Below are 17,755 nucleotides of genomic sequence, written 5' to 3'. Positions count from 1 at the left end.
CACGAATGCTAGCCTGAAGTGCTCTCTTTTCTGATGATATTTCAATGTGCCTGATACAAAAGCGCACGCTTTGCCAGAACAATTCGAACATTTATTGATCTGCGCAAATATTTTCCTCACACGGCCCTGACAGGATGGCGGAAGTGCTTTTTTTACTTTCTTAAGGTGAGGAGTGGCAAATGCAAACATACGACATGGTTTTTGAAGAGGCGTGCCGGCTAGTTGGGCAATGTTATCTGGAGCTGGCGCAACGTGGCGCGGCAACAGAAAAAGAAGTGGTGGCCAGCGAGCTGCGAAATTTGCAGCTGCGCTATCGGGAGTTAACCGGAGCGCCAAATCGCGCAGTTGAAATGGCGATTGTGCAACTCAAACCCTGCTAAATCACAAAAAACCCGGCCAATTGCGCCGGGTTTTTTCATCTACTCACTTTTCTCGGCTTTACCTGCCATTTCCGCCAGTCGCTGATAGCGCTCATTGGCGGCTTCTGTAGCATCGCGCCATAACTGTGATGCTTCCTCTGGTCGCTGTGTTTGCAATTGGCGGAAACGTTGCTCATTCATCAAAGCTTGTTCCAATTCAGAAGTTGGCGGGCGCGAATCCAGCGCCAGCGCGGCTTTGCCTTGCTCTGCGCGCTGCGGATCAAAGCGATACAAAGGCCAGAATCCGCTGGTGGTCAGCAAGCGCATCTGCTCATGGCTGTACGCCAAATCGTAACCATGTTCTTCGCACGGGCTGTACGCGATGATTAGCGACGGGCCCGGCCAGGCTTCGGCTTCCTGAATAGCTTTGACGGTTTGATTGAGTTGCGCGCCAAGCGATATCTGCGCCACATAGACGTGGCCGTACAGCATGGTCGACATGCCGAGATCCTTACGCGCCTTCCGTTTGCCTTGCTCACCAAACTTGGTCACCGCACCAAGCGGCGTAGCTTTCGATGCCTGACCACCGGTATTCGAATAGCATTGCGTATCAAGCACCAGCACGTTGACGTTTTCGCTCAAACTCATCACATGGTCGAGGCCGCCGTAGCCAATATCGTAGGCCCAGCCATCGCCGCCAATTAACCACACGGATTTCTCCACCAGCGCATCCGCCGCGCTGTTTAACGCCGTCGCTTCAGGCTGCGATAAGCCAGCAAGCAGGGCGCGTAGCTGTTCGATTTGTTCACGGCGTTGCGATATGGTGACATTGTCACTTTTGAGAGCATCCACCAACTCGATTGGCAACAGCGGCGCACACTGCTCCAACAGTCGCAGCGCATGCTGTTTCTGCTGATCCACGCTCAAGCGGAAGCCTAAGCCGAATTCGGCATTATCCTCAAACAGCGAATTGGCCCACGCTGGACCGTGCCCGTCGGCGTTGGTGGTGTACGGCGTAGAAGGCAAGTTGCCGCCATAAATCGACGAACAGCCAGTGGCGTTGGCGATTAACAAGCGATCGCCGTACAACTGCGTTAACAATTTAATGTAAGGCGTTTCACCGCAACCCGAACAAGCGCCAGAGTATTCAAACAGTGGCGTGATGAGCTGCGAGGTGCGGATATCAATGCGCTCCAGTTGCTCGGCGCTGATTTCTGGCAGCGCAAGGAAGGCATCGTAATTGGCCTTTTCGGTTTCGACATGTTCCAGCCGCGATTTCATGTTGATCGCTTTGATTTCCGGATGCTGACGATCGCTGGCCGGGCACACTTCGACACACAAGTTACAGCCGGTGCAATCTTCCGGCGCGACCTGCAACACGTATTTTTGTCCGCGCATATCGCGTGATTTCACATCCAGCGACGCCAATGTGGATGGCGCATCAGCAAGTGCTTCAGGTGCCACAACTTTGGCGCGAATCGCCGAATGCGGGCAGGCAGCAACGCAATGGTTGCACTGGGTACACAAATCAGGTTGCCAGATTGGCACCGCTTCCGCGATGTTGCGTTTTTCCCACTGCGTGGTGCCGACCGGCCAGGTGCCATCCGGCGGCAACGCTGAAACCGGCAGTTTATCGCCCAATCCTGCCAACATCGCGGCGGTAACAGTTTTGACAAAATCCGGCGCGCTATCGGATACCACCGGCGGACGATGCGGACTATTGCTATTAACGGCTTGCAGCGGCACCGCTTGTAAAGCTTGTTGCGCCATCGCCAGCGCTTGCCAGTTGCGCTGCACCAACTCTTCACCTTTGCTGCTGTAGCTGCGCGCAATGGCATTTTGCAGTTCACTCAACGCACTGTCGCCCGGCAAAATCTGCGTTAATTGGAAAAACGCCATCTGCATTACGGTATTGATGCGCGCGCCCAACTGGCATTCACGTGCAATGCGCGCCGCGTTGATCACATAAAAGTTGGCTTGTTTGTCATTGAGTTGGCTCTGCACTTCCTGCGGCAAACGCGGCCAAACTTCATCAGCATTGTAAGGCGTATTGAGGAGAAAAATTCCGCCTGGTTTGAGCTGGTCAAGCATCGAATATTTGTCGATGAATTGCAGTTGATGGCAGCCAATAAAATCGGCCTGTTGAATCAAATAAGCCGATTGGATTGGATGCTCGCTGACGCGCAGATGGGAAACGGTTAAACCGCCGGCCTTTTTCGAGTCGTAAACAAAATAGCCCTGCACCTGCCACGGCGTGGCGTTACCGATGATTTTGATATTGTTTTTAGTGGCGCTTACGCTGCCATCGCTGCCTAAACCGTAAAACAGCGCTTCCAGTCGTGCGCGGTTCGGCACGATGTTGGCTTCCATCGGCAGCGAAAGATGGGTGACATCGTCGTAAATCCCCACGGTAAAACGCGCCGGTGGCTGATCGCGTTGCAAGGCACGAAATACCGCCAGCACCGCATCTGGCGCAAACTCTTTCGATGATAAACCGTAACGGCCACCAATCACCTTTGGCAGCGTGGCACGTTCGCCACGGCTGTACGCTTCCGCCAGCGCGGTCATGACATCCAGGAACAGCGGTTCGCCTAGCGCGCCCGGTTCTTTGGTGCGATCCAATACCGCGACGCGTTGCACGCTTGTCGGAATCATCTTCAGCAAATGCGCCGCTGAAAACGGTCGGTACAAGCGCACTTTTACCAAGCCAACTTTCTCTCCGCGTTGCAGCATTTCATCAATCGCTTCTTCGGCGGTGCCGCAGCCCGAACCCATCATGATGATCACGCGATCGGCTTGCGGATGGCCGTAGTAATCAAACGGCTGATACTGGCGACCGGTGTTTTCCGCAAATGCCGCCATCGCATCTTCAACGTGCTGAGTACAGGCGTCATACCAGCGATTGGTGGCTTCACGTGACTGGAAATAGGTATCGGGATTGGCGGATGTGCCACGAATCGTGGGGCGATCTGGCGTTAACGCGCGGGAACGGTGCGCAGCAATCGCGTCGGCGGGCATCAGCGCCTGTAGGGTTTCATCGCTGATCGGCACAATTTTGTTAATTTCATGCGAGGTGCGGAAACCATCGAAGAAGTGGATAAACGGCACGCGGCTGTTGAGCGAGGCGATTTGAGAAATCAGGGCAAAATCCTGCGCCTCTTGCACGCTGGAGGCACACAACTGAGCGCAGCCGGTTTGCCGTACTGCCATGACATCGGAATGATCGCCAAAAATCGACAGCGCGTGGGTGGCAACGGTGCGCGCGGCAACATGCAGCACAAATGGCGTCAGTTGACCGGCCAGTTTGTACAACGTTGGGATCATCAACAGCAATCCCTGCGAAGAGGTAAAGGTGGTGGAGAGCGATCCGGTTTGCAGTGCACCGTGTACGGTGGCAATCGCACCGCCCTCGGATTGCATTTCCACCACGCGCGGCACATCGCCCCAGATGTTGCGGCGGCCTTCGCCAGACCAGCTATCGGCTAGCTCGGCCATGGTGGAACTGGGCGTGATGGGGTAAATGGCAATCACTTCACTGGTGCGGAACGCGACTGAAGCCACAGCACCGTTACCGTCGACGGTAATCATAAGTCGTCCTTTGCTACGCTGAGAAACCCGTAAATTTACGGGGGTAATCAATTCAGTCTAGCAAAGCGCCCGCCAACGACTTTTTCATCTGTGTGCTCGCGGGGAGCCAGCGCACAGACATCTAACATTGCCGCTTTTTACATCATCTCTAACGATTGAACGCCTTTGATTTCCATCACTTTATCGTAGATAGTATGCATCGGTTGACGTCGTGACAATGTCACCTCAACGCTCAGTTCACACATACCATTCTCTTCATCACGGTTAACCACGGAGATATGACCATAGCGCAGATTCTCTTGTTGCAACACTAATAGCACCAGCGGCACGCTTTTCGGTTTGAGGTGCACCAATAGCGTGTGATGGCGGCCAATCAGCCAATGGCTGATGCGGCGGAAAGTTTCCAGCACCACTAACGCCAAAATCGTGCCGTAAATGCCAATTTCATACATGCCGCTACCAATCACCAAACCAATCGCCGCCGTCACCCATAAACCGGCGGCGGTGGTGAGACCTTTCACCACTTGTTTCTGGATAATGATGGTACCCGCGCCGAGAAAGCCCATGCCGCTGACCACTTGCGCGGCGATACGGCTGGGATCGAGCGCCACATGATCGCTCACCAACATGTCGGCAAAACCGTATTTCGACACCAACATAAACATCGCGCTGCCGATACCGACCAAGATGTGCGTGCGCAATCCCGCCTCTTTGGCGCGCATTTGCCGCTCAAGGCCAATCAGTCCGCCAAGAATACCAGCCAGCGCGATACGAATTAGCATATCCGTCAACATGTTTCCCTCCTTAGTCATTGATAAATCAACTCGCCGCTTGCAGAGAAGGGCGGAAATGTCTCAATCAGGATAAATCTGCTTGCAAACATTGAAATTAAATTTTGTAAAAAGCTGTGTCGCCTATCGATCCCTCGCCGCACCTGACATATTCTGGTGCGACTTTTTCGCTCACTCCCCGGAGCCTAACCGATGAAAGCTGCATTTTTCCTGCTAGCCGGCGCCACACTGTTACTTTCTGCCTGTAGCAGCAATAGTGATAATGAACCGCCACAACAAGCGACTGCTGCACACGTGCAACCGCGCGTGGTGATGTCATCAATGGCTGAAGTTAATTGTAGTAATGCCGGGGGATCGCTGGCGTTTTCGCGTCAGTTAGACGGCTCACGCATTGGCATGTGTCAGTTGGCGAACGGTCGTCGTTGTGATGAGCAAGCGTTGATGGGTGGCAATTGCGCCCGCTAATGCAGGCGCAAGGCACTTAGGCCGTAACCTGATTCGGGCAGCTCTCACCGCGCTCCAGCAGTTGCAAATTGCTCAACGTGGTTTCGGATATTGCGGTTAACGCTTCGGCCGTCAAAAATGCCTGATGACCGGTGAAAAGTACGTTGTGGCAGGCCGACAAACGGCGGAACACATCATCCTGAATCACATCATTTGATTTATCTTCAAAGAATAAATCGCGTTCATTCTCATACACATCCATGCCTAATGAACCGATTTTCTGCTGCTTGAGCGCATCAATCGCCGCCTGCGAGTCAATCAATCCACCGCGGCTGGTGTTGATGATCATCACGCCATCTTTCATTTGGCTAAATGCCTGTGCATTCAATAGGTGATGATTTTCCGGCGTCAGCGGGCAGTGCAGCGTAATCACATCCGATTCGGCGAACAGCGTTTTGAGATCGACGTACTCCGCGCCTAATTCCAGCGCCGCAGCGCTGGGGTAAGGATCGAAGGCCAACAAGCGCATGCCAAAACCTTTCAGGATACGCATCGCCGCCACGCCGATTTTGCCGGTGCCGACCACGCCCGCGGTTTTGTTATGCATGTTGAAGCCAGTTAAACCATCCAGCGAGAAATTGGCGTCACGCGTGCGCTGATACGCGCGATGAATACGACGGTTGAGAGTCATCATCAAGCCAACCGCATGCTCTGCCACCGCTTCAGGTGAGTACGCCGGTACGCGCACCACATCTAAACCTAAATCCGCTGCGGCTTTGAGGTCGACGTTATTGAAACCCGCACAGCGCAAAGCGATGTGTTTTACACCCAATGCGGCCAACTCTTCCAGCACCTCTTTGCTGCCATCATCATTGACGAAGATGCACACTGCATCACAATCCGCGGCATTTTTTGCCGTGGCGGGGCTTAACAGGAAGTCAAAGAATTGCAGCTCAAATCCGTAGCTGTTATTGACGTGTTCGAGGTATTTCTGGTCGTAATGCTTGGTGCTATAAACCGCAACTTTCATTGTTTCGCTCCTGAAAAATGCAACGTCGGTATCATCACAGGATAACGTTTTCCGCAGCAATTTGCTGTTCTTCAGCCAGACTAAGAAGCTAACACCTTCATTTACTGGGCGTAACATGCCATCATTTGCGGCCTCGTCAGGATTGTGTAAAGAACAGGAACGTTAATTGCCATGACGCGTGGACTTCGTCGAACACTTGCTGCGCTTTTGGCGCTGATATTACTGTTGCTGGGATTGCTGCTGACGCTAACGCAATGGTTACCGCGTCTGGCTGGCATTTGGCTGCCGGAAAATACCCGCATTGAACTGAATGGCGCGCCGCGCTGGCAGCAGGGCGCGCTGCATTTTCCTGAAGTGCGTTATCTGGCTGGCGATTGTGAGTTAGCGAAGGTCAGGGATGCGTCTTTGGGATGGCAGCAAAAACGCTGGCAACTGAGTGCAAATGAAGTGCAACTCAATAGCGACTGCCTGCAATCACTGCCGCAATCCACATCTAACGATGCGCCACGCAGTCTGGCGGAGTGGCAACAGATGCTGCCAGGCGCCGATATCCATCTGCAAAAAATCACGATTCTGCCGTGGCAGCAATATGCAGGACGTTTTGATCTCAGCTTAGATAAAGATGCCCAGCAACTGCATTATCAAGGCGATAACCTCAATGTTGATGCCCGTTTGCAGGGACAACAACTGCATATCGCGCAACTGCAACTCAATCATCCTTTATTGCCAAAACCGCTTAATCTGCATGGCGATGTCACCTTGCCAACCTTTGCCAATGGTTTACCGGTGGCGGGTGAACTCAACGCGGATGTTAATGTGCTGCAATGGCCACAGCCGCTGGCCTTGACGCTGAACTGGCAGCAGCAACAAGGCACGTTGGTTATCAATCAACAGGGTGACGATCGGCCGTTATTGCAGTTACCGTGGCAAGTGGACGAGCAGCAAATTCGCATCACGCAAGGCCAATGGCGCTGGCCACAAGCCGATCAGCCACTTTCTGGTGGTTTAGCATTAACGCTCAATAACTGGCAGCAAGGATTGGAAAACACCGAAGTCAGCGGACGATTTAATTTGCTGACGCAAGGGCGCGGCGGCAAAGGCAATTTGGTGTTAAGTGTCGGACCCGGCAAACTCAGCATGGTGGATAGTGCGTTGCCGATCCAGTTGACCGGCGAAAGCAAATTCGCCGATCTGCAACTTTACGGCAGCATGCCGGGTTTGCTGCATGGCGTATTGACCGATCCCCAATTAACCCTCAAACAAGGCGCGCTACTGCGGTTGCGTGGACGTTTACTCTCCACGCTGGAAGTGGATGAAGCGCGTTGGCCGCTGGCGGGCGTGACGTTGGCATCACGCGGCATTAACGGACGCTTGCAGGCGATACTGAAAGCGCACGATCCCAGCTTTGGCCATTTCACGTTGCATCTTGATGGACGTGCGACGGATTTCTGGCCAGATAGCGGACGCTGGAACTGGCGGTATTGGGGCGACGGCGCGATAGCGCCGCTGACCGCGAAATGGGACGTGAAGGGCAATGGCAGTTGGCAAGACACGCTGATAAGCCTCGACACACTGAATACCGGCTTCGATCAGCTGGCGTACGGCATGGTGCAAGTCGATAAACCGCGTTTGACGCTCACCGCGCCGGTGCGTTGGCAGCGCGATCCGCTGCATCCAGCGTTTAACGGTGGTTTCACGCTCAAATCGGGACAGACCCAATTCAGTTATGGCGGATGGTTGCCGCCGTCTGAACTGAGTTTTGAAGCCAAAGGCAGCGATCCCAGCCGCTTCATCTGGCGCGGACAGTTAATCGCGGAAGATATCGGCCCGGTGCGCGTCCATGGACGCTGGGATGGCGAACGTCTGCGCGGCGAAGCCTGGTGGCCTGCGCAATCCTTAACGGTGTTCCAGCCGCTACTCAGCAGCGATTTGAAAATGCGCATTCAGTCTGGCGAATTGCGTGCGCAGGTGGCGTTCTCGGCGGCCAGCGATCAAGGGTTTGAAGCTGGCGGGCACTGGACAGTTAAAAATGGCAGCGTGTGGATGCCTGACAGCGAAATCAACGGTATCGACTTCTCATTGCCGTTCCGCTTGAAAAATCAACAATGGCAATTAGGACGACGCGGGCCGGTTTCACTGCGCATTGCCGAAGTGAAAAACCAGTTCTCGCTGCAAAACATCACCGCCGATTTGCAGGGGCATTATCCGTGGCAAGAGCACCAACCGTTGACGCTCAGCAACGTCAATCTCGATTTGCTTGGCGGCCACGTCAGCATGCCGGAATTGCGCATGCCGCAGCATCAACCGGCGCGCGTCTCGCTGAAGGAGATCAATCTCAGCAAATTGGTTACCGCGATCAAACCCAAGCAGTTTGCTATGTCGGGCAAAGTGAACGGCGAGTTGCCATTGTGGGTGAATAACCCACAATGGCTAATTGAAAAGGGCTGGATCGCCAACAGCGGGCCGCTGACTTTCCGCATGGATAAAGACATGGCGGATGCAATTGTCAGTAATAACTTTGCGGCTGGCGCCGCGATGGATTGGCTGCGCTACATGGAGATTTCGCGTTCATGGGCGACTATCGATCTGGATAACTTCGGCAATCTGACCATGCAATCGGAAGTTAAAGGCACCAGCCAATTCAGCAATCGCCGCCAATCGGTCAATCTCAATTACCGTCATCAAGAAAACCTGTTCCAGCTTTGGCGCAGCTTGCGCTTTGGCGATAATTTGCAATCCTGGGTGGAGCAAAATGCCACCTTACCTTCGAAAAAGGATCCTCAACCATGAGCCTCAGGGCATTACTGGTGCTGGCAGCCGGACTGCCATTGATTGGCTGCGTGCCGCGCATTGAAGTTGCGGCACCGAAAGAGCCGATTACCATCAATATGAATGTGAAAATCGAGCATGAGATTCACATCAAGGTGGACAAAGATGTTGAAGCATTGCTGAAAAACCAAAGCGGTCTGTTTTGAGGAGAAGCATGATGAAACGCAAAGGGATCGCCTTGATTTTGGCGCTACTGCTGGTGCCTTCAGCATGGGCGCTAACATTGGATGAAGCGCGCCAACAAGGCCGCGTGGGCGAAACGTTGAGTGGTTATGTCGCGGCACGCCAGCAGGACGAAGAAACGTTAGCGCTGGTTAAGCGCATCAACGAAGGCCGCATGCAGCAATATCAACGCGTGGCGCAGCAAAACAATCTCAGTGCCAGCGAGGTAGCGCGTATCGCCGGAGAAAAACTGGTTAATCGCGCGGGAAGCGGCGAATACGTGCGCGGCATAAACGGGCAATGGTTGCAAAAGTAATTGTAGGGGCGCCATTTATGGTGACTAGGTTGTTTTTATGCACAAAAAAGCCGAGCACTCAGGCTCGGCAATGTTGGCATCATGCCCTTTATTATCGGGCATTTATCACGTTCTTAAACTTAAGCAGCAACGATCTGTTTGATCGCGTCTTTTGCATCGTTAGCCGCTTTAGTCGCAACTTCTGGACCATAAGCAATACCTTCCGCGAAGACGAAGTTCACGTCAGTGATCCCGATAAAGCCGAGGAACAGTTTCACGTAAGGGGTCAGCAGATCGCTGGCGGTGTCTTTATGGATGCCGCCGCGGCTTGACAGGATCACTGCGCGTTTACCGGTTACCAGACCTTCTGGGCCTGCTTCGGTGTAACGGAAGGTCACGCCAGCACGCGCAATCAGGTCGAAGTAGTTTTTCAACTGGGTTGGGATGTTGAAGTTGTACATCGGGGCAGCGATAACAACGGTGTCATGTGCTTGCAGTTCAGCAATCAGCTCGTCAGACAGCGCCAACGCTTCTTGCTGACGTGGAGACAGTGGCGCGTCAGAAGGACGCAGTGCGCCAACCAACTCACCATCCAATACTGGGATTGGCTGTGCCGCTAAATCACGCACGGTAACGCTGTTACCTTTGGCGCGAGCTTCATCAGCGTAAAAGTCAGCCAGTTGGTTTGACTGAGAGTAACCAGCGAGGATGCTTGATTTCAGAACTAAAACTTTGCTCATGGTATTTTCCTGTGCGTTACGCGGTTGGCTTACCGCTCAATGCTTTACACTGTACGGAGTTAGCCCGCGAGGTAAAAGCGCAATATTTCGAGATCTATGTTCGAAATAATTGAATAAGCTCGCACGTCCCGCTCAGGCAGGTGTTCCAAAATGTGCTATGATGCCGACCATTAATTGCTTGAATCCGCCGGGAAATCATCGGTCGCTGCTACAACAGGTAACTCATCGCTATGTCATCATCCGACACTTCTCCTTTAGCCTCCCTTTGGACGCGGCTCGATACGCTGATGCTGCGCGATCGTCAACGCCTGCAACGTCGCTTGCACGGTGCGGCGAAGGTGAAAAATCCTGCGGCGCAGCAGGGCATTGCGGCTGAACTGGAAAAGGATTTCGTTGCTGCCGAGCAACGCATTGCCCAGCGTACGGCGGCGACACCGCGCATCACTTTCCCGGATAACTTGCCGGTTAGCCAAAAGCAGCAGGACATCGCCGACGCGATCAGTAAGCATCAGGTGGTGATTGTGGCGGGTGAAACCGGCTCCGGTAAAACCACCCAATTGCCGAAAATCTGCCTTGCGTTGGGCCGTGGAGTAAAAGGGCTGATTGGTCACACTCAGCCGCGTCGTCTGGCGGCGCGTACCGTGGCGAACCGCATTGCCGATGAGCTGGAAACCTCGCTGGGCGGCACCATTGGTTACAAGGTGCGCTTTAACGATCAGGTCAGTGAAACTACGCAAGTTAAGTTGATGACCGACGGGATTTTGCTGGCGGAAATCCAGCAAGATCGTCAGTTGCTGCAATACGACACCATCATTATTGATGAAGCGCACGAACGCAGCTTAAACATCGATTTCCTGCTCGGTTATCTGCGCGAGCTGTTGCCGCGTCGTCCCGATTTGAAAGTGATCATCACCTCGGCGACCATCGATCCGCAGCGCTTCTCACGCCATTTCCACAATGCGCCGGTGATTGAAGTTTCTGGCCGCACCTATCCGGTTGAAGTGCGTTATCGCCCAATGGTGGAAGATGCCGATGATACCGATCGCGACCAGTTACAGGCGATTTTTGATGCAGTGGATGAACTGGGCCAGGAAAGTCGCGGCGACATTCTGATCTTCATGAGCGGCGAGCGTGAAATTCGCGATACCGCTGATGCACTGACTAAGCGCGATTTGCCGCATACCGAGATCTTGCCGCTGTACGCGCGTTTGTCGAATGCCGAGCAAAACCGCGTGTTTCAGTCGCACAGCGGCCGCCGCATCGTGCTGGCAACCAACGTGGCAGAAACCTCGTTAACCGTGCCCGGCATCAAATATGTGATCGATCCCGGCACCGCGCGTATTAGCCGCTACAGCTTCCGCACCAAAGTGCAGCGCTTGCCGATTGAGCCGATTTCGCAAGCGTCGGCGAATCAGCGTAAAGGCCGTTGCGGACGTGTATCGGAAGGTATCTGTATTCGTTTGTATGCGGAAGAGGATTTCCTCAGCCGCCCAGAGTTCACCGACCCCGAAATTCTGCGTACCAATCTGGCCTCAGTTATTTTGCAAATGACGGCGCTGGGATTGGGCGATATCGCGGCGTTCCCGTTCGTTGAAGCGCCAGATAAACGCAACATTCAGGATGGTGTGCGCCTGCTGGAAGAGTTGGGCGCGATCACGCTGAGTGACGACGAGAAATACAAACTGACGCCAGCGGGGCGACAACTGGCGCAGTTGCCGGTTGATCCACGCCTGGCACGCATGGTGCTGGAAGCGCAAAAATTTGGCTGCGTGCGTGAAGCGATGATCATCACCGCCGCGCTGTCGATTCAGGACCCGCGCGAACGTCCATCTGATAAAAAGCAGGCGTCCGATGAAAAACATCGCCGTTTTGAGGATAAAGAGTCGGATTTCAACGCCTTTGTGAATTTGTGGAACTATCTGCAAGAGCAGCAAAAAGCGTTATCCAGCAATCACTTCCGTCGCCAGTGTAAAACCGATTTTCTTAACTATTTGCGTGTGCGTGAATGGCAGGATATTTACACCCAATTGCGACAAGTGGTGCGCGAACAAGGCATGGCAGTCAACAGCGAACCCGCACCGTACCGCGAAGTTCATTGCGCCTTGCTCACCGGTTTGTTATCGCACATCGGACAAAAAGATACCGAGAAGCAGGAGTTCACCGGCGCGCGTAACGCCCGTTTCTCGATCTTCCCAGGTTCGGGTTTGTTCAAAAAGCCGCCGAAGTGGACCATGGTGGCAGAATTAGTCGAAACCAGCCGTTTGTGGGGCCGTGTGGCGGCGCGTATCGATCCCGAATGGATTGAGCCGTTGGCACAGCATCTGATTAAGCGCAGCTACAGTGAACCGCACTGGGAAAAAGGCCAGGGCGCGGTGATGGCAATGGAAAAAGTCACACTGTATGGCTTGCCGATTGTGCAGGCGCGTAAGGTCAATTACAGCCGCATCGACCCACAACTGAGCCGCGAGTTGTTTATCCGCCATGCTTTAGTGGAAGGTGATTGGCAGACGCGTCACGCATTTTTCCACAACAACCTGAAATTGCGTAACGAAATCGAAGATCTGGAACACAAATCGCGTCGTCGCGACATTTTGGTTGATGACGAAACGCTGTTTGCCTTTTACGATCGCCGCATTGGTAGCGAAGTGGTTTCTGCGCGCCATTTTGATACGTGGTGGAAACAGGCCAGCAAAGAGAATCCTGATCTGCTGAGTTTTGATAAGCAGATGCTGATTAAGGATGGCGCGGACAAAGTCAGCCAACTGGATTACCCGAATTTCTGGCATCAGGGCAATCTCAAGCTCAAATTGAGTTATCAGTTTGAACCGGGTGCGGATGCTGATGGCGTAACGGTGCACATTCCGCTGCCGCTGCTGAATCAAATCGATGACACCGGTTTTGAATGGCAGATTCCTGGCGTGCGTCGCGAATTGGTTATCGCCTTAATCAAATCTTTGCCGAAACCGGTGCGCCGCAATTTAGTGCCTGCACCGAACTATGCCGAAGCGTTTCTCGGACGTGTGACGGCAATGGAGCAACCGTTGCTGGATGCGCTGGAGCGCGAGTTTCGCCGCATGACCGGCGTCACCATTGACCGCGAAGCATGGCAGTGGGATCAGGTGCCCGATCATCTGAAAATGACTTTCCGCATTGTGGATGAGCACAATCGTAAATTACAGGAAGGCAAAAACCTGCATCAACTCAAGCTAGCGCTGAAAGGAAAAGTTCAGGAAACGCTGTCGAAAGTCGCGGACGATGGCATAGAGCAGAGCGGCTTGCACATTTGGAGCTTTGGCGATTTGCCGCAAAGCTACGAGCAGAAGCGCGGCAGCTATCAGGTAAAAGCCTGGCCTGCGTTGGTCGATGAAAAAGACAGCGTGGCAATCCGTTTGTTCGATAGTGAAGTCGAGCAGCAGAAAATGATGTGGCGCGGTCAGCGTCGCTTGCTGTTGCTGAACATTCCGTCGCCGACCAAGTATCTGCATGAAAAGCTGCCGAACAAGGCCAAACTCGGTTTGTACTTCAATCCATACGGCAAAGTGCTGGAACTGATTGATGACTGCATCGCCTGCGGTGTGGATAAGCTGATGGCGGATGCGGGCGGTCCGGCGTGGCAGCAAGAGAACTTCGAACAGTTGCGCGACAAAGTGCGTGCCGATCTCAACGAAACGGTGGTGACCATCGCCAAGCAGGTCGAGCAGATTCTGACTTGCGTGTTCAATATCAACAAGTTCCTCAAGGGACGCGTTGATATGTCACTGGCGCTGGCATTGGGTGATATCAAAGCGCAGATGAACGGTTTGGTGTACCGTGGTTTTGTCACCGGCAATGGTTGGTCACGCTTGGGCGATACCTTGCGTTATTTGCAGGGCATTGAACGTCGTTTAGAGAAGTTGCCGGTTGATCCGCACAGCGATCGTGCGCGGATGCTGAAAGTGCAGGCTGTTGAGCAAGCCTGGCAAGCATGGCGCAATAAATTGCCGCCGCAGCGTCAGGATGATGCCGAAGTGCAGGCGATTCGCTGGATGCTTGAGGAGCTGCGCATCAGTTATTTCGCACAGCAACTCGGCACGCCATATCCGATCTCGGATAAACGTATTTTGCAGGCGATGGAGCAGATTGGTTAACCGCAAACCGCACAAGCTGACATTAAGGAGAAAAGGCGGGCAGTGGAGTAAAGCGTCCGCCGCAGGGATGCGGCGGTCGAGGCTACAGGGATGTATTCACGCCGTCTTTACGTAACGCCCGCCTTTTTCGACTGAAACGCACGTAAATACAACCGCACATTACTGTGCCAACTCTTCCAGCTTATCTTTAAACGACGGCACCGCAATGGCGCGATTGTCTGCGCGATAACGATCGGCAGGTGCGGGCGCTGAACTCTGCACCGCAATCAACTGCCAATCATCGCCATTCTTCAATAGCAGCGGCGAACCGCTGTCGCCCGGCAAGGTATCGCATTGATGCGATAACACTGCACGCTGCGCCCAACCGGTAACTAAACAATCGCTGTGCGAATACAACGTATCCAGATGATCGGCAGGATAACCGGCTTGCGTCACTTTACGTTGGGTAGTTTTTAACGCCGCGGTCAAATCGCCACGCGATCCCTCAAACAACGGGATCGGCACAATGCCAGACGGCGGGTTGTGCAAAATCACCAAACCATAATCGTACGGAGCCGCACCCGGTGGCACGATCCATCCTTCGCCATCCGCCTGCAAACGGCGAGCTAACGACGGCTCAACGCGCGCATCGATATCATGAATTTCGTAACGCCAGCCTTTCTTGCCCGCCATAAAACGCAGCGCCACCGGCTTATCGAATTTGCCGGGTGGAGCCAACAGGCAATGACCAGCGGTGAGCGCCAGATGAGCAGAAATCAGGGTGGCAGTGCACAGATTACCGCTTTCGGTCTCAAGCTGACCAATCGCATCCCAGGGCGCAGCGCTAACGTCGCTAATCGCTTGACGATGATCCTTGCCAAAAAACAGCGTTTTGATGTCTTCCGGGCTTGGCCCATCTTCATCATCGGCATGTGCTATGTGGTTAAAACTGAAAAGACCAACAAGTAACAGGGTAGCCAGGCGCATAGATCTCTCAATGGCGAGAATAAGTAGAAGTTGTTGTCATCACGCTTGAGCGATAACTATAGTCGGAGAGCGGTTAAAAAGGGAGAAATATTGGAGTAATCAGCACGCTACAACGATTAAATAAAGAAGCTGGCTGCAACAATGCCACAGATGATCATCACAATCAGAATAATTTCGAAGCGATAGCGACGCACCATTTTTCGCTACTCCAGTAAATAAACACCCGGCATAACCGGGTGTTTTCAATCATTAATGCGGTGTTGACTCAGCAGGTCAGACTTATTTAGCTGCTTTTTTCACTTTGTGATGCTTTTTAGCAGCCTGAGCTTTCTGTGCAGCTGGTTTGGTTACTTTTTTGTGGTGCTTTTTAGCAGCCTGAGCTTTCTGTGCAGCTGGCTTGGTTACTTTTTTGTGGTGCTTTTTAGCAGCCTGAGCTTTCTGTGCAGCTGGCTTGGTTGCTTTTTTGTGGTGCTTTTTAGCCGCCTGGGCTTTCTGTGCAGCTGGCTTGGTTGCTTTTTTGTGGTGCTTTTTAGCTGCCTGAGCTTTCTGTGCAGCTGGCGCTTTCTTCTCTACTTTTTTGTGTTTCTTAGCAGCCTGCGCTTTTTGAGCAGCAGGTTTCTTATGATGAGCCATTTTGTGTTTAACTGGCGCAGCAGTTGTGGTTGCAGCAGCAGCTGGAGCAGCAGTCGTTTCAGCAGCGAAAGCAACAGAAGACATACCCATAGCAGCGGCGATCACCAGTGCAAATAATTTTTTCATTGCAAAATCCTCGAACTATTTTTTCATGTGTAGCCCACTGCGGGGCCGGTGAAAACACTATATGAAAAACAATTGAGGCTTTCCGTGAGGCATTGGTATCGGCGTGTAACGGATTGTACAAAGGGGAGTTAAGGAAGTGAAAAGGGCGGCCAACTTGACCGCCGCGCAGTTTACTCAGACAGATAGCGTTGTTCAAGGTGTTGGCGGAAATAGCCTGGATTCAGCGCTTCGCCAGTGGCATTGATCAACAGTTGCTGTGTTGGGAAACGGCTGCCATGCTGCCAAATGTTCTGCTGTAACCAATCAAACACCGGCTGCAATTCACCGTTTTGAATCAGGCTATCTACTTGCGGAATGGCGCGCTTCACCGCCTGGAACAGCTGTGCCGCGTACATTGCGCCCAGTGTGTAGGTTGGGAAATAGCCAAATGCGCCGTCGGTCCAGTGAATATCCTGCATACAACCGTCGCGATAATTACCGCGCGTATCAATGCCCAGCGATTGTTGCATCTTCTCATCCCATAACGCCGGGATGTCATCGACTTCAATCTCTCCTTCAATCAACGCGCGCTCAATCTCGTAACGTAAAATCACGTGCGCTGGATAACTCAACTCATCGGCATCCACCCGAATAAAGCCGGGTTTCACGCGCTGCGTCTGGCGGATAAAATTATTCAATTCCAACGCCGGTTGATCGCCCATCAACGCCACCACTTGTGGATGGATATGCTGAAGGAAAGCGTTGCTGCGGCCTAACTGCATCTCCATAAACAGGCTTTGCGATTCATGGATAGCGGTGGAACGCGCCAGTGCTACCGGTTGTCCACGCCACTGTTTTGGCAGATTTTGCTCGTAACGCGCATGACCGGTTTCATGAATCACGCCCATCATGGCGCTAAGAAAGTCATTTTCGTTGTAACGCGTGGTGATGCGCACATCTTCTGGCACGCCGCCGCAGAAGGGATGTGCACTCACATCCAATCGGCCATGATTAAAATCGAAGCCGAGCGTTTTCATTACGCTGAGGCCCAACTGACGCTGGGATTCGATGGCAAACGGACCTACCGGCGCGGCGATCGGCGCTTGCTGCTGCTTCTTAACCGCTTTTTGTAACAGATCAGGCAACCAGCTTTTCAAATCACCAAAGGTTTGATCCAATTGGGCGCTGGTCATACCCGGCTCGAACACATCCAACAGTGCATCGTAACGAGAAACGCCCAACGCATCGGCACGCAGTTGCGCTTCTTCCCGGCTCAGCTTGACCACTTCTTTCAGATTGGCTGAGAAGCCAGCCCAGTCATTTGCCGGACGCTGTTGGCGCCAGGCGTGTTCGCAGCGAGAGCCGGCCAGCGATTTTGCTTCCACCAGCGAAGCAGGTAGCAGCGTGGCTTGCTGCCAGGCGCGCTGCATCTCGCTGAGATTGACCTGTTCAACATCATTCAGCGATTCCTGCTGCGCTGCGTCGAACAATCCGCCGAGGCGTTTATCGGTCAACAATTCGTGCATGAACACGCTCAGTTCGGCCATCGCTTCGCCGCGTGCCTGGCTGCCGCCAGGTGGCATGGTGGTTTGCATATCCACACCGGCAATCGCGCCTAAATGACCAAAGCGGGAGAGGCGCTGAAAAGTGCGGCTAAGTTCTTGATAAGCTGAAGTCACGTAAAAA

14 protein-coding genes are annotated in these 17,755 nt (G+C 53.3%); 6 read left to right on the top strand and 8 right to left on the bottom strand.

Annotation, left to right across the window (positions count from 1 at the left end; genetic code table 11):
- Window positions 1–179 precede the first annotated feature (179 nt).
- Complete coding sequence (locus tag ACPUC7_RS00440; RefSeq protein WP_343551925.1) at window positions 180–380, top strand: DUF2767 family protein; 201 nt, start codon at window positions 180–182, stop codon at window positions 378–380.
- A gap of 39 nt (window positions 381–419) precedes the next feature.
- Here ACPUC7_RS00440 and nifJ read toward each other — a convergent pair whose 3' ends face one another.
- Window positions 420–3,947 carry a pyruvate:ferredoxin (flavodoxin) oxidoreductase gene (nifJ, locus tag ACPUC7_RS00435; protein ID WP_494921363.1) on the bottom strand — a complete coding sequence of 1,176 codons (3,528 nt, stop codon included), beginning with the start codon at window positions 3,945–3,947 and terminating at the stop codon, window positions 420–422.
- Window positions 3,948–4,084: 137 nt separating this feature from the next.
- Entirely contained in the window at window positions 4,085–4,741 is a 657-nt protein-coding gene (locus tag ACPUC7_RS00430) for an MgtC/SapB family protein (RefSeq protein WP_343551927.1), read from the bottom strand.
- A 189-nt stretch (window positions 4,742–4,930) separates the two neighbouring features.
- On the opposite strand from ACPUC7_RS00430, the gene ACPUC7_RS00425 reads away from it, so the two are divergent.
- On the top strand, window positions 4,931–5,203 hold the full coding sequence (locus ACPUC7_RS00425; RefSeq protein ID WP_343551928.1) for a putative hemolysin: 273 nt from the start codon (window positions 4,931–4,933) through the stop codon (window positions 5,201–5,203).
- Window positions 5,204–5,219: 16 nt separating this feature from the next.
- On the opposite strand, the gene ACPUC7_RS00420 is transcribed toward ACPUC7_RS00425, so the two are convergent.
- Window positions 5,220–6,212 (bottom strand): 2-hydroxyacid dehydrogenase, encoded by a 993-nt coding sequence (locus ACPUC7_RS00420; RefSeq protein WP_494921362.1) that lies wholly within the window; start codon window positions 6,210–6,212, stop codon window positions 5,220–5,222.
- 171 nt (window positions 6,213–6,383) lie between these two features.
- Between ACPUC7_RS00420 and ACPUC7_RS00415 the strand changes: the two genes are divergently transcribed.
- From ACPUC7_RS00415 to ACPUC7_RS00405, 3 genes are read left to right on the top strand one after another with little or no spacing between them, the layout of a single operon-like run.
- The gene (locus ACPUC7_RS00415; RefSeq protein ID WP_494921361.1) at window positions 6,384–9,002 is read left to right on the top strand and encodes a YdbH family protein; all 2,619 of its coding nucleotides are present in this window, start codon (window positions 6,384–6,386) and stop codon (window positions 9,000–9,002) included.
- A complete protein-coding gene (locus ACPUC7_RS00410) occupies window positions 8,999–9,187 on the top strand; it encodes a YnbE family lipoprotein (protein WP_013509194.1) in 189 nt (62 codons plus the stop codon). The genes ACPUC7_RS00415 and ACPUC7_RS00410 overlap by 4 nt, the downstream gene beginning before the upstream one ends.
- Before the next feature lie 11 nt (window positions 9,188–9,198).
- The gene (locus ACPUC7_RS00405) at window positions 9,199–9,519 is read left to right on the top strand and encodes a YdbL family probable chaperone protein (protein WP_494921928.1); all 321 of its coding nucleotides are present in this window, start codon (window positions 9,199–9,201) and stop codon (window positions 9,517–9,519) included.
- A gap of 119 nt (window positions 9,520–9,638) precedes the next feature.
- On the opposite strand, the gene azoR is transcribed toward ACPUC7_RS00405, so the two are convergent.
- Window positions 9,639–10,238, bottom strand: a complete 600-nt coding sequence (azoR, locus tag ACPUC7_RS00400) for an FMN-dependent NADH-azoreductase (protein WP_343551932.1) — start codon at window positions 10,236–10,238, stop codon at window positions 9,639–9,641.
- A 230-nt stretch (window positions 10,239–10,468) separates the two neighbouring features.
- On the opposite strand from azoR, the gene hrpA reads away from it, so the two are divergent.
- Window positions 10,469–14,365 (top strand): ATP-dependent RNA helicase HrpA, encoded by a 3,897-nt coding sequence (hrpA, locus tag ACPUC7_RS00395; protein ID WP_494921360.1) that lies wholly within the window; start codon window positions 10,469–10,471, stop codon window positions 14,363–14,365.
- A gap of 159 nt (window positions 14,366–14,524) precedes the next feature.
- On the opposite strand, the gene ACPUC7_RS00390 is transcribed toward hrpA, so the two are convergent.
- From ACPUC7_RS00390 to ACPUC7_RS00375, 4 genes are all read right to left on the bottom strand, one after another.
- The gene (locus ACPUC7_RS00390; protein WP_494921359.1) at window positions 14,525–15,331 is read right to left on the bottom strand and encodes a trypsin-like serine peptidase; all 807 of its coding nucleotides are present in this window, start codon (window positions 15,329–15,331) and stop codon (window positions 14,525–14,527) included.
- Between the two features lie 116 nt (window positions 15,332–15,447).
- A complete protein-coding gene (gene ydgU, locus ACPUC7_RS00385) occupies window positions 15,448–15,528 on the bottom strand; it encodes a small membrane protein YdgU (protein WP_494921927.1) in 81 nt (26 codons plus the stop codon).
- Window positions 15,529–15,610: 82 nt separating this feature from the next.
- A complete protein-coding gene (gene asr, locus ACPUC7_RS00380) occupies window positions 15,611–16,090 on the bottom strand; it encodes an acid resistance repetitive basic protein Asr (protein ID WP_494921358.1) in 480 nt (159 codons plus the stop codon).
- 170 nt (window positions 16,091–16,260) lie between these two features.
- Window positions 16,261–17,748 (bottom strand): carboxypeptidase M32, encoded by a 1,488-nt coding sequence (locus ACPUC7_RS00375; protein ID WP_494921357.1) that lies wholly within the window; start codon window positions 17,746–17,748, stop codon window positions 16,261–16,263.
- Window positions 17,749–17,755: the final 7 nt, after the last annotated feature.

The organism is Pantoea sp. CFCC18179, from assembly GCF_059412405.1.
The sequence above is the reverse complement of the archived record's forward strand: the minus strand, read 5'-3'. Positions and strand labels throughout refer to the sequence as shown.

Bases quoted from the DNA above. Each gene is read 5' to 3' on its own strand.
- ACPUC7_RS00440 (WP_343551925.1), top strand. From the start codon at position 180: ATGCAAACATACGACATGGTTTTTGAAGAGGCGTGCCGGCTAGTTGGG.
- nifJ (WP_494921363.1), bottom strand. From the start codon at position 3,947: ATGATTACCGTCGACGGTAACGGTGCTGTGGCTTCAGTCGCGTTCCGC.
- ACPUC7_RS00430 (WP_343551927.1), bottom strand. From the start codon at position 4,741: ATGTTGACGGATATGCTAATTCGTATCGCGCTGGCTGGTATTCTTGGC.
- ACPUC7_RS00425 (WP_343551928.1), top strand. From the start codon at position 4,931: ATGAAAGCTGCATTTTTCCTGCTAGCCGGCGCCACACTGTTACTTTCT.
- ACPUC7_RS00420 (WP_494921362.1), bottom strand. From the start codon at position 6,212: ATGAAAGTTGCGGTTTATAGCACCAAGCATTACGACCAGAAATACCTC.
- ACPUC7_RS00415 (WP_494921361.1), top strand. From the start codon at position 6,384: ATGACGCGTGGACTTCGTCGAACACTTGCTGCGCTTTTGGCGCTGATA.
- ACPUC7_RS00410 (WP_013509194.1), top strand. From the start codon at position 8,999: ATGAGCCTCAGGGCATTACTGGTGCTGGCAGCCGGACTGCCATTGATT.
- ACPUC7_RS00405 (WP_494921928.1), top strand. From the start codon at position 9,199: ATGAAACGCAAAGGGATCGCCTTGATTTTGGCGCTACTGCTGGTGCCT.
- azoR (WP_343551932.1), bottom strand. From the start codon at position 10,238: ATGAGCAAAGTTTTAGTTCTGAAATCAAGCATCCTCGCTGGTTACTCT.
- hrpA (WP_494921360.1), top strand. From the start codon at position 10,469: ATGTCATCATCCGACACTTCTCCTTTAGCCTCCCTTTGGACGCGGCTC.
- ACPUC7_RS00390 (WP_494921359.1), bottom strand. From the start codon at position 15,331: ATGCGCCTGGCTACCCTGTTACTTGTTGGTCTTTTCAGTTTTAACCAC.
- ydgU (WP_494921927.1), bottom strand. From the start codon at position 15,528: ATGGTGCGTCGCTATCGCTTCGAAATTATTCTGATTGTGATGATCATC.
- asr (WP_494921358.1), bottom strand. From the start codon at position 16,090: ATGAAAAAATTATTTGCACTGGTGATCGCCGCTGCTATGGGTATGTCT.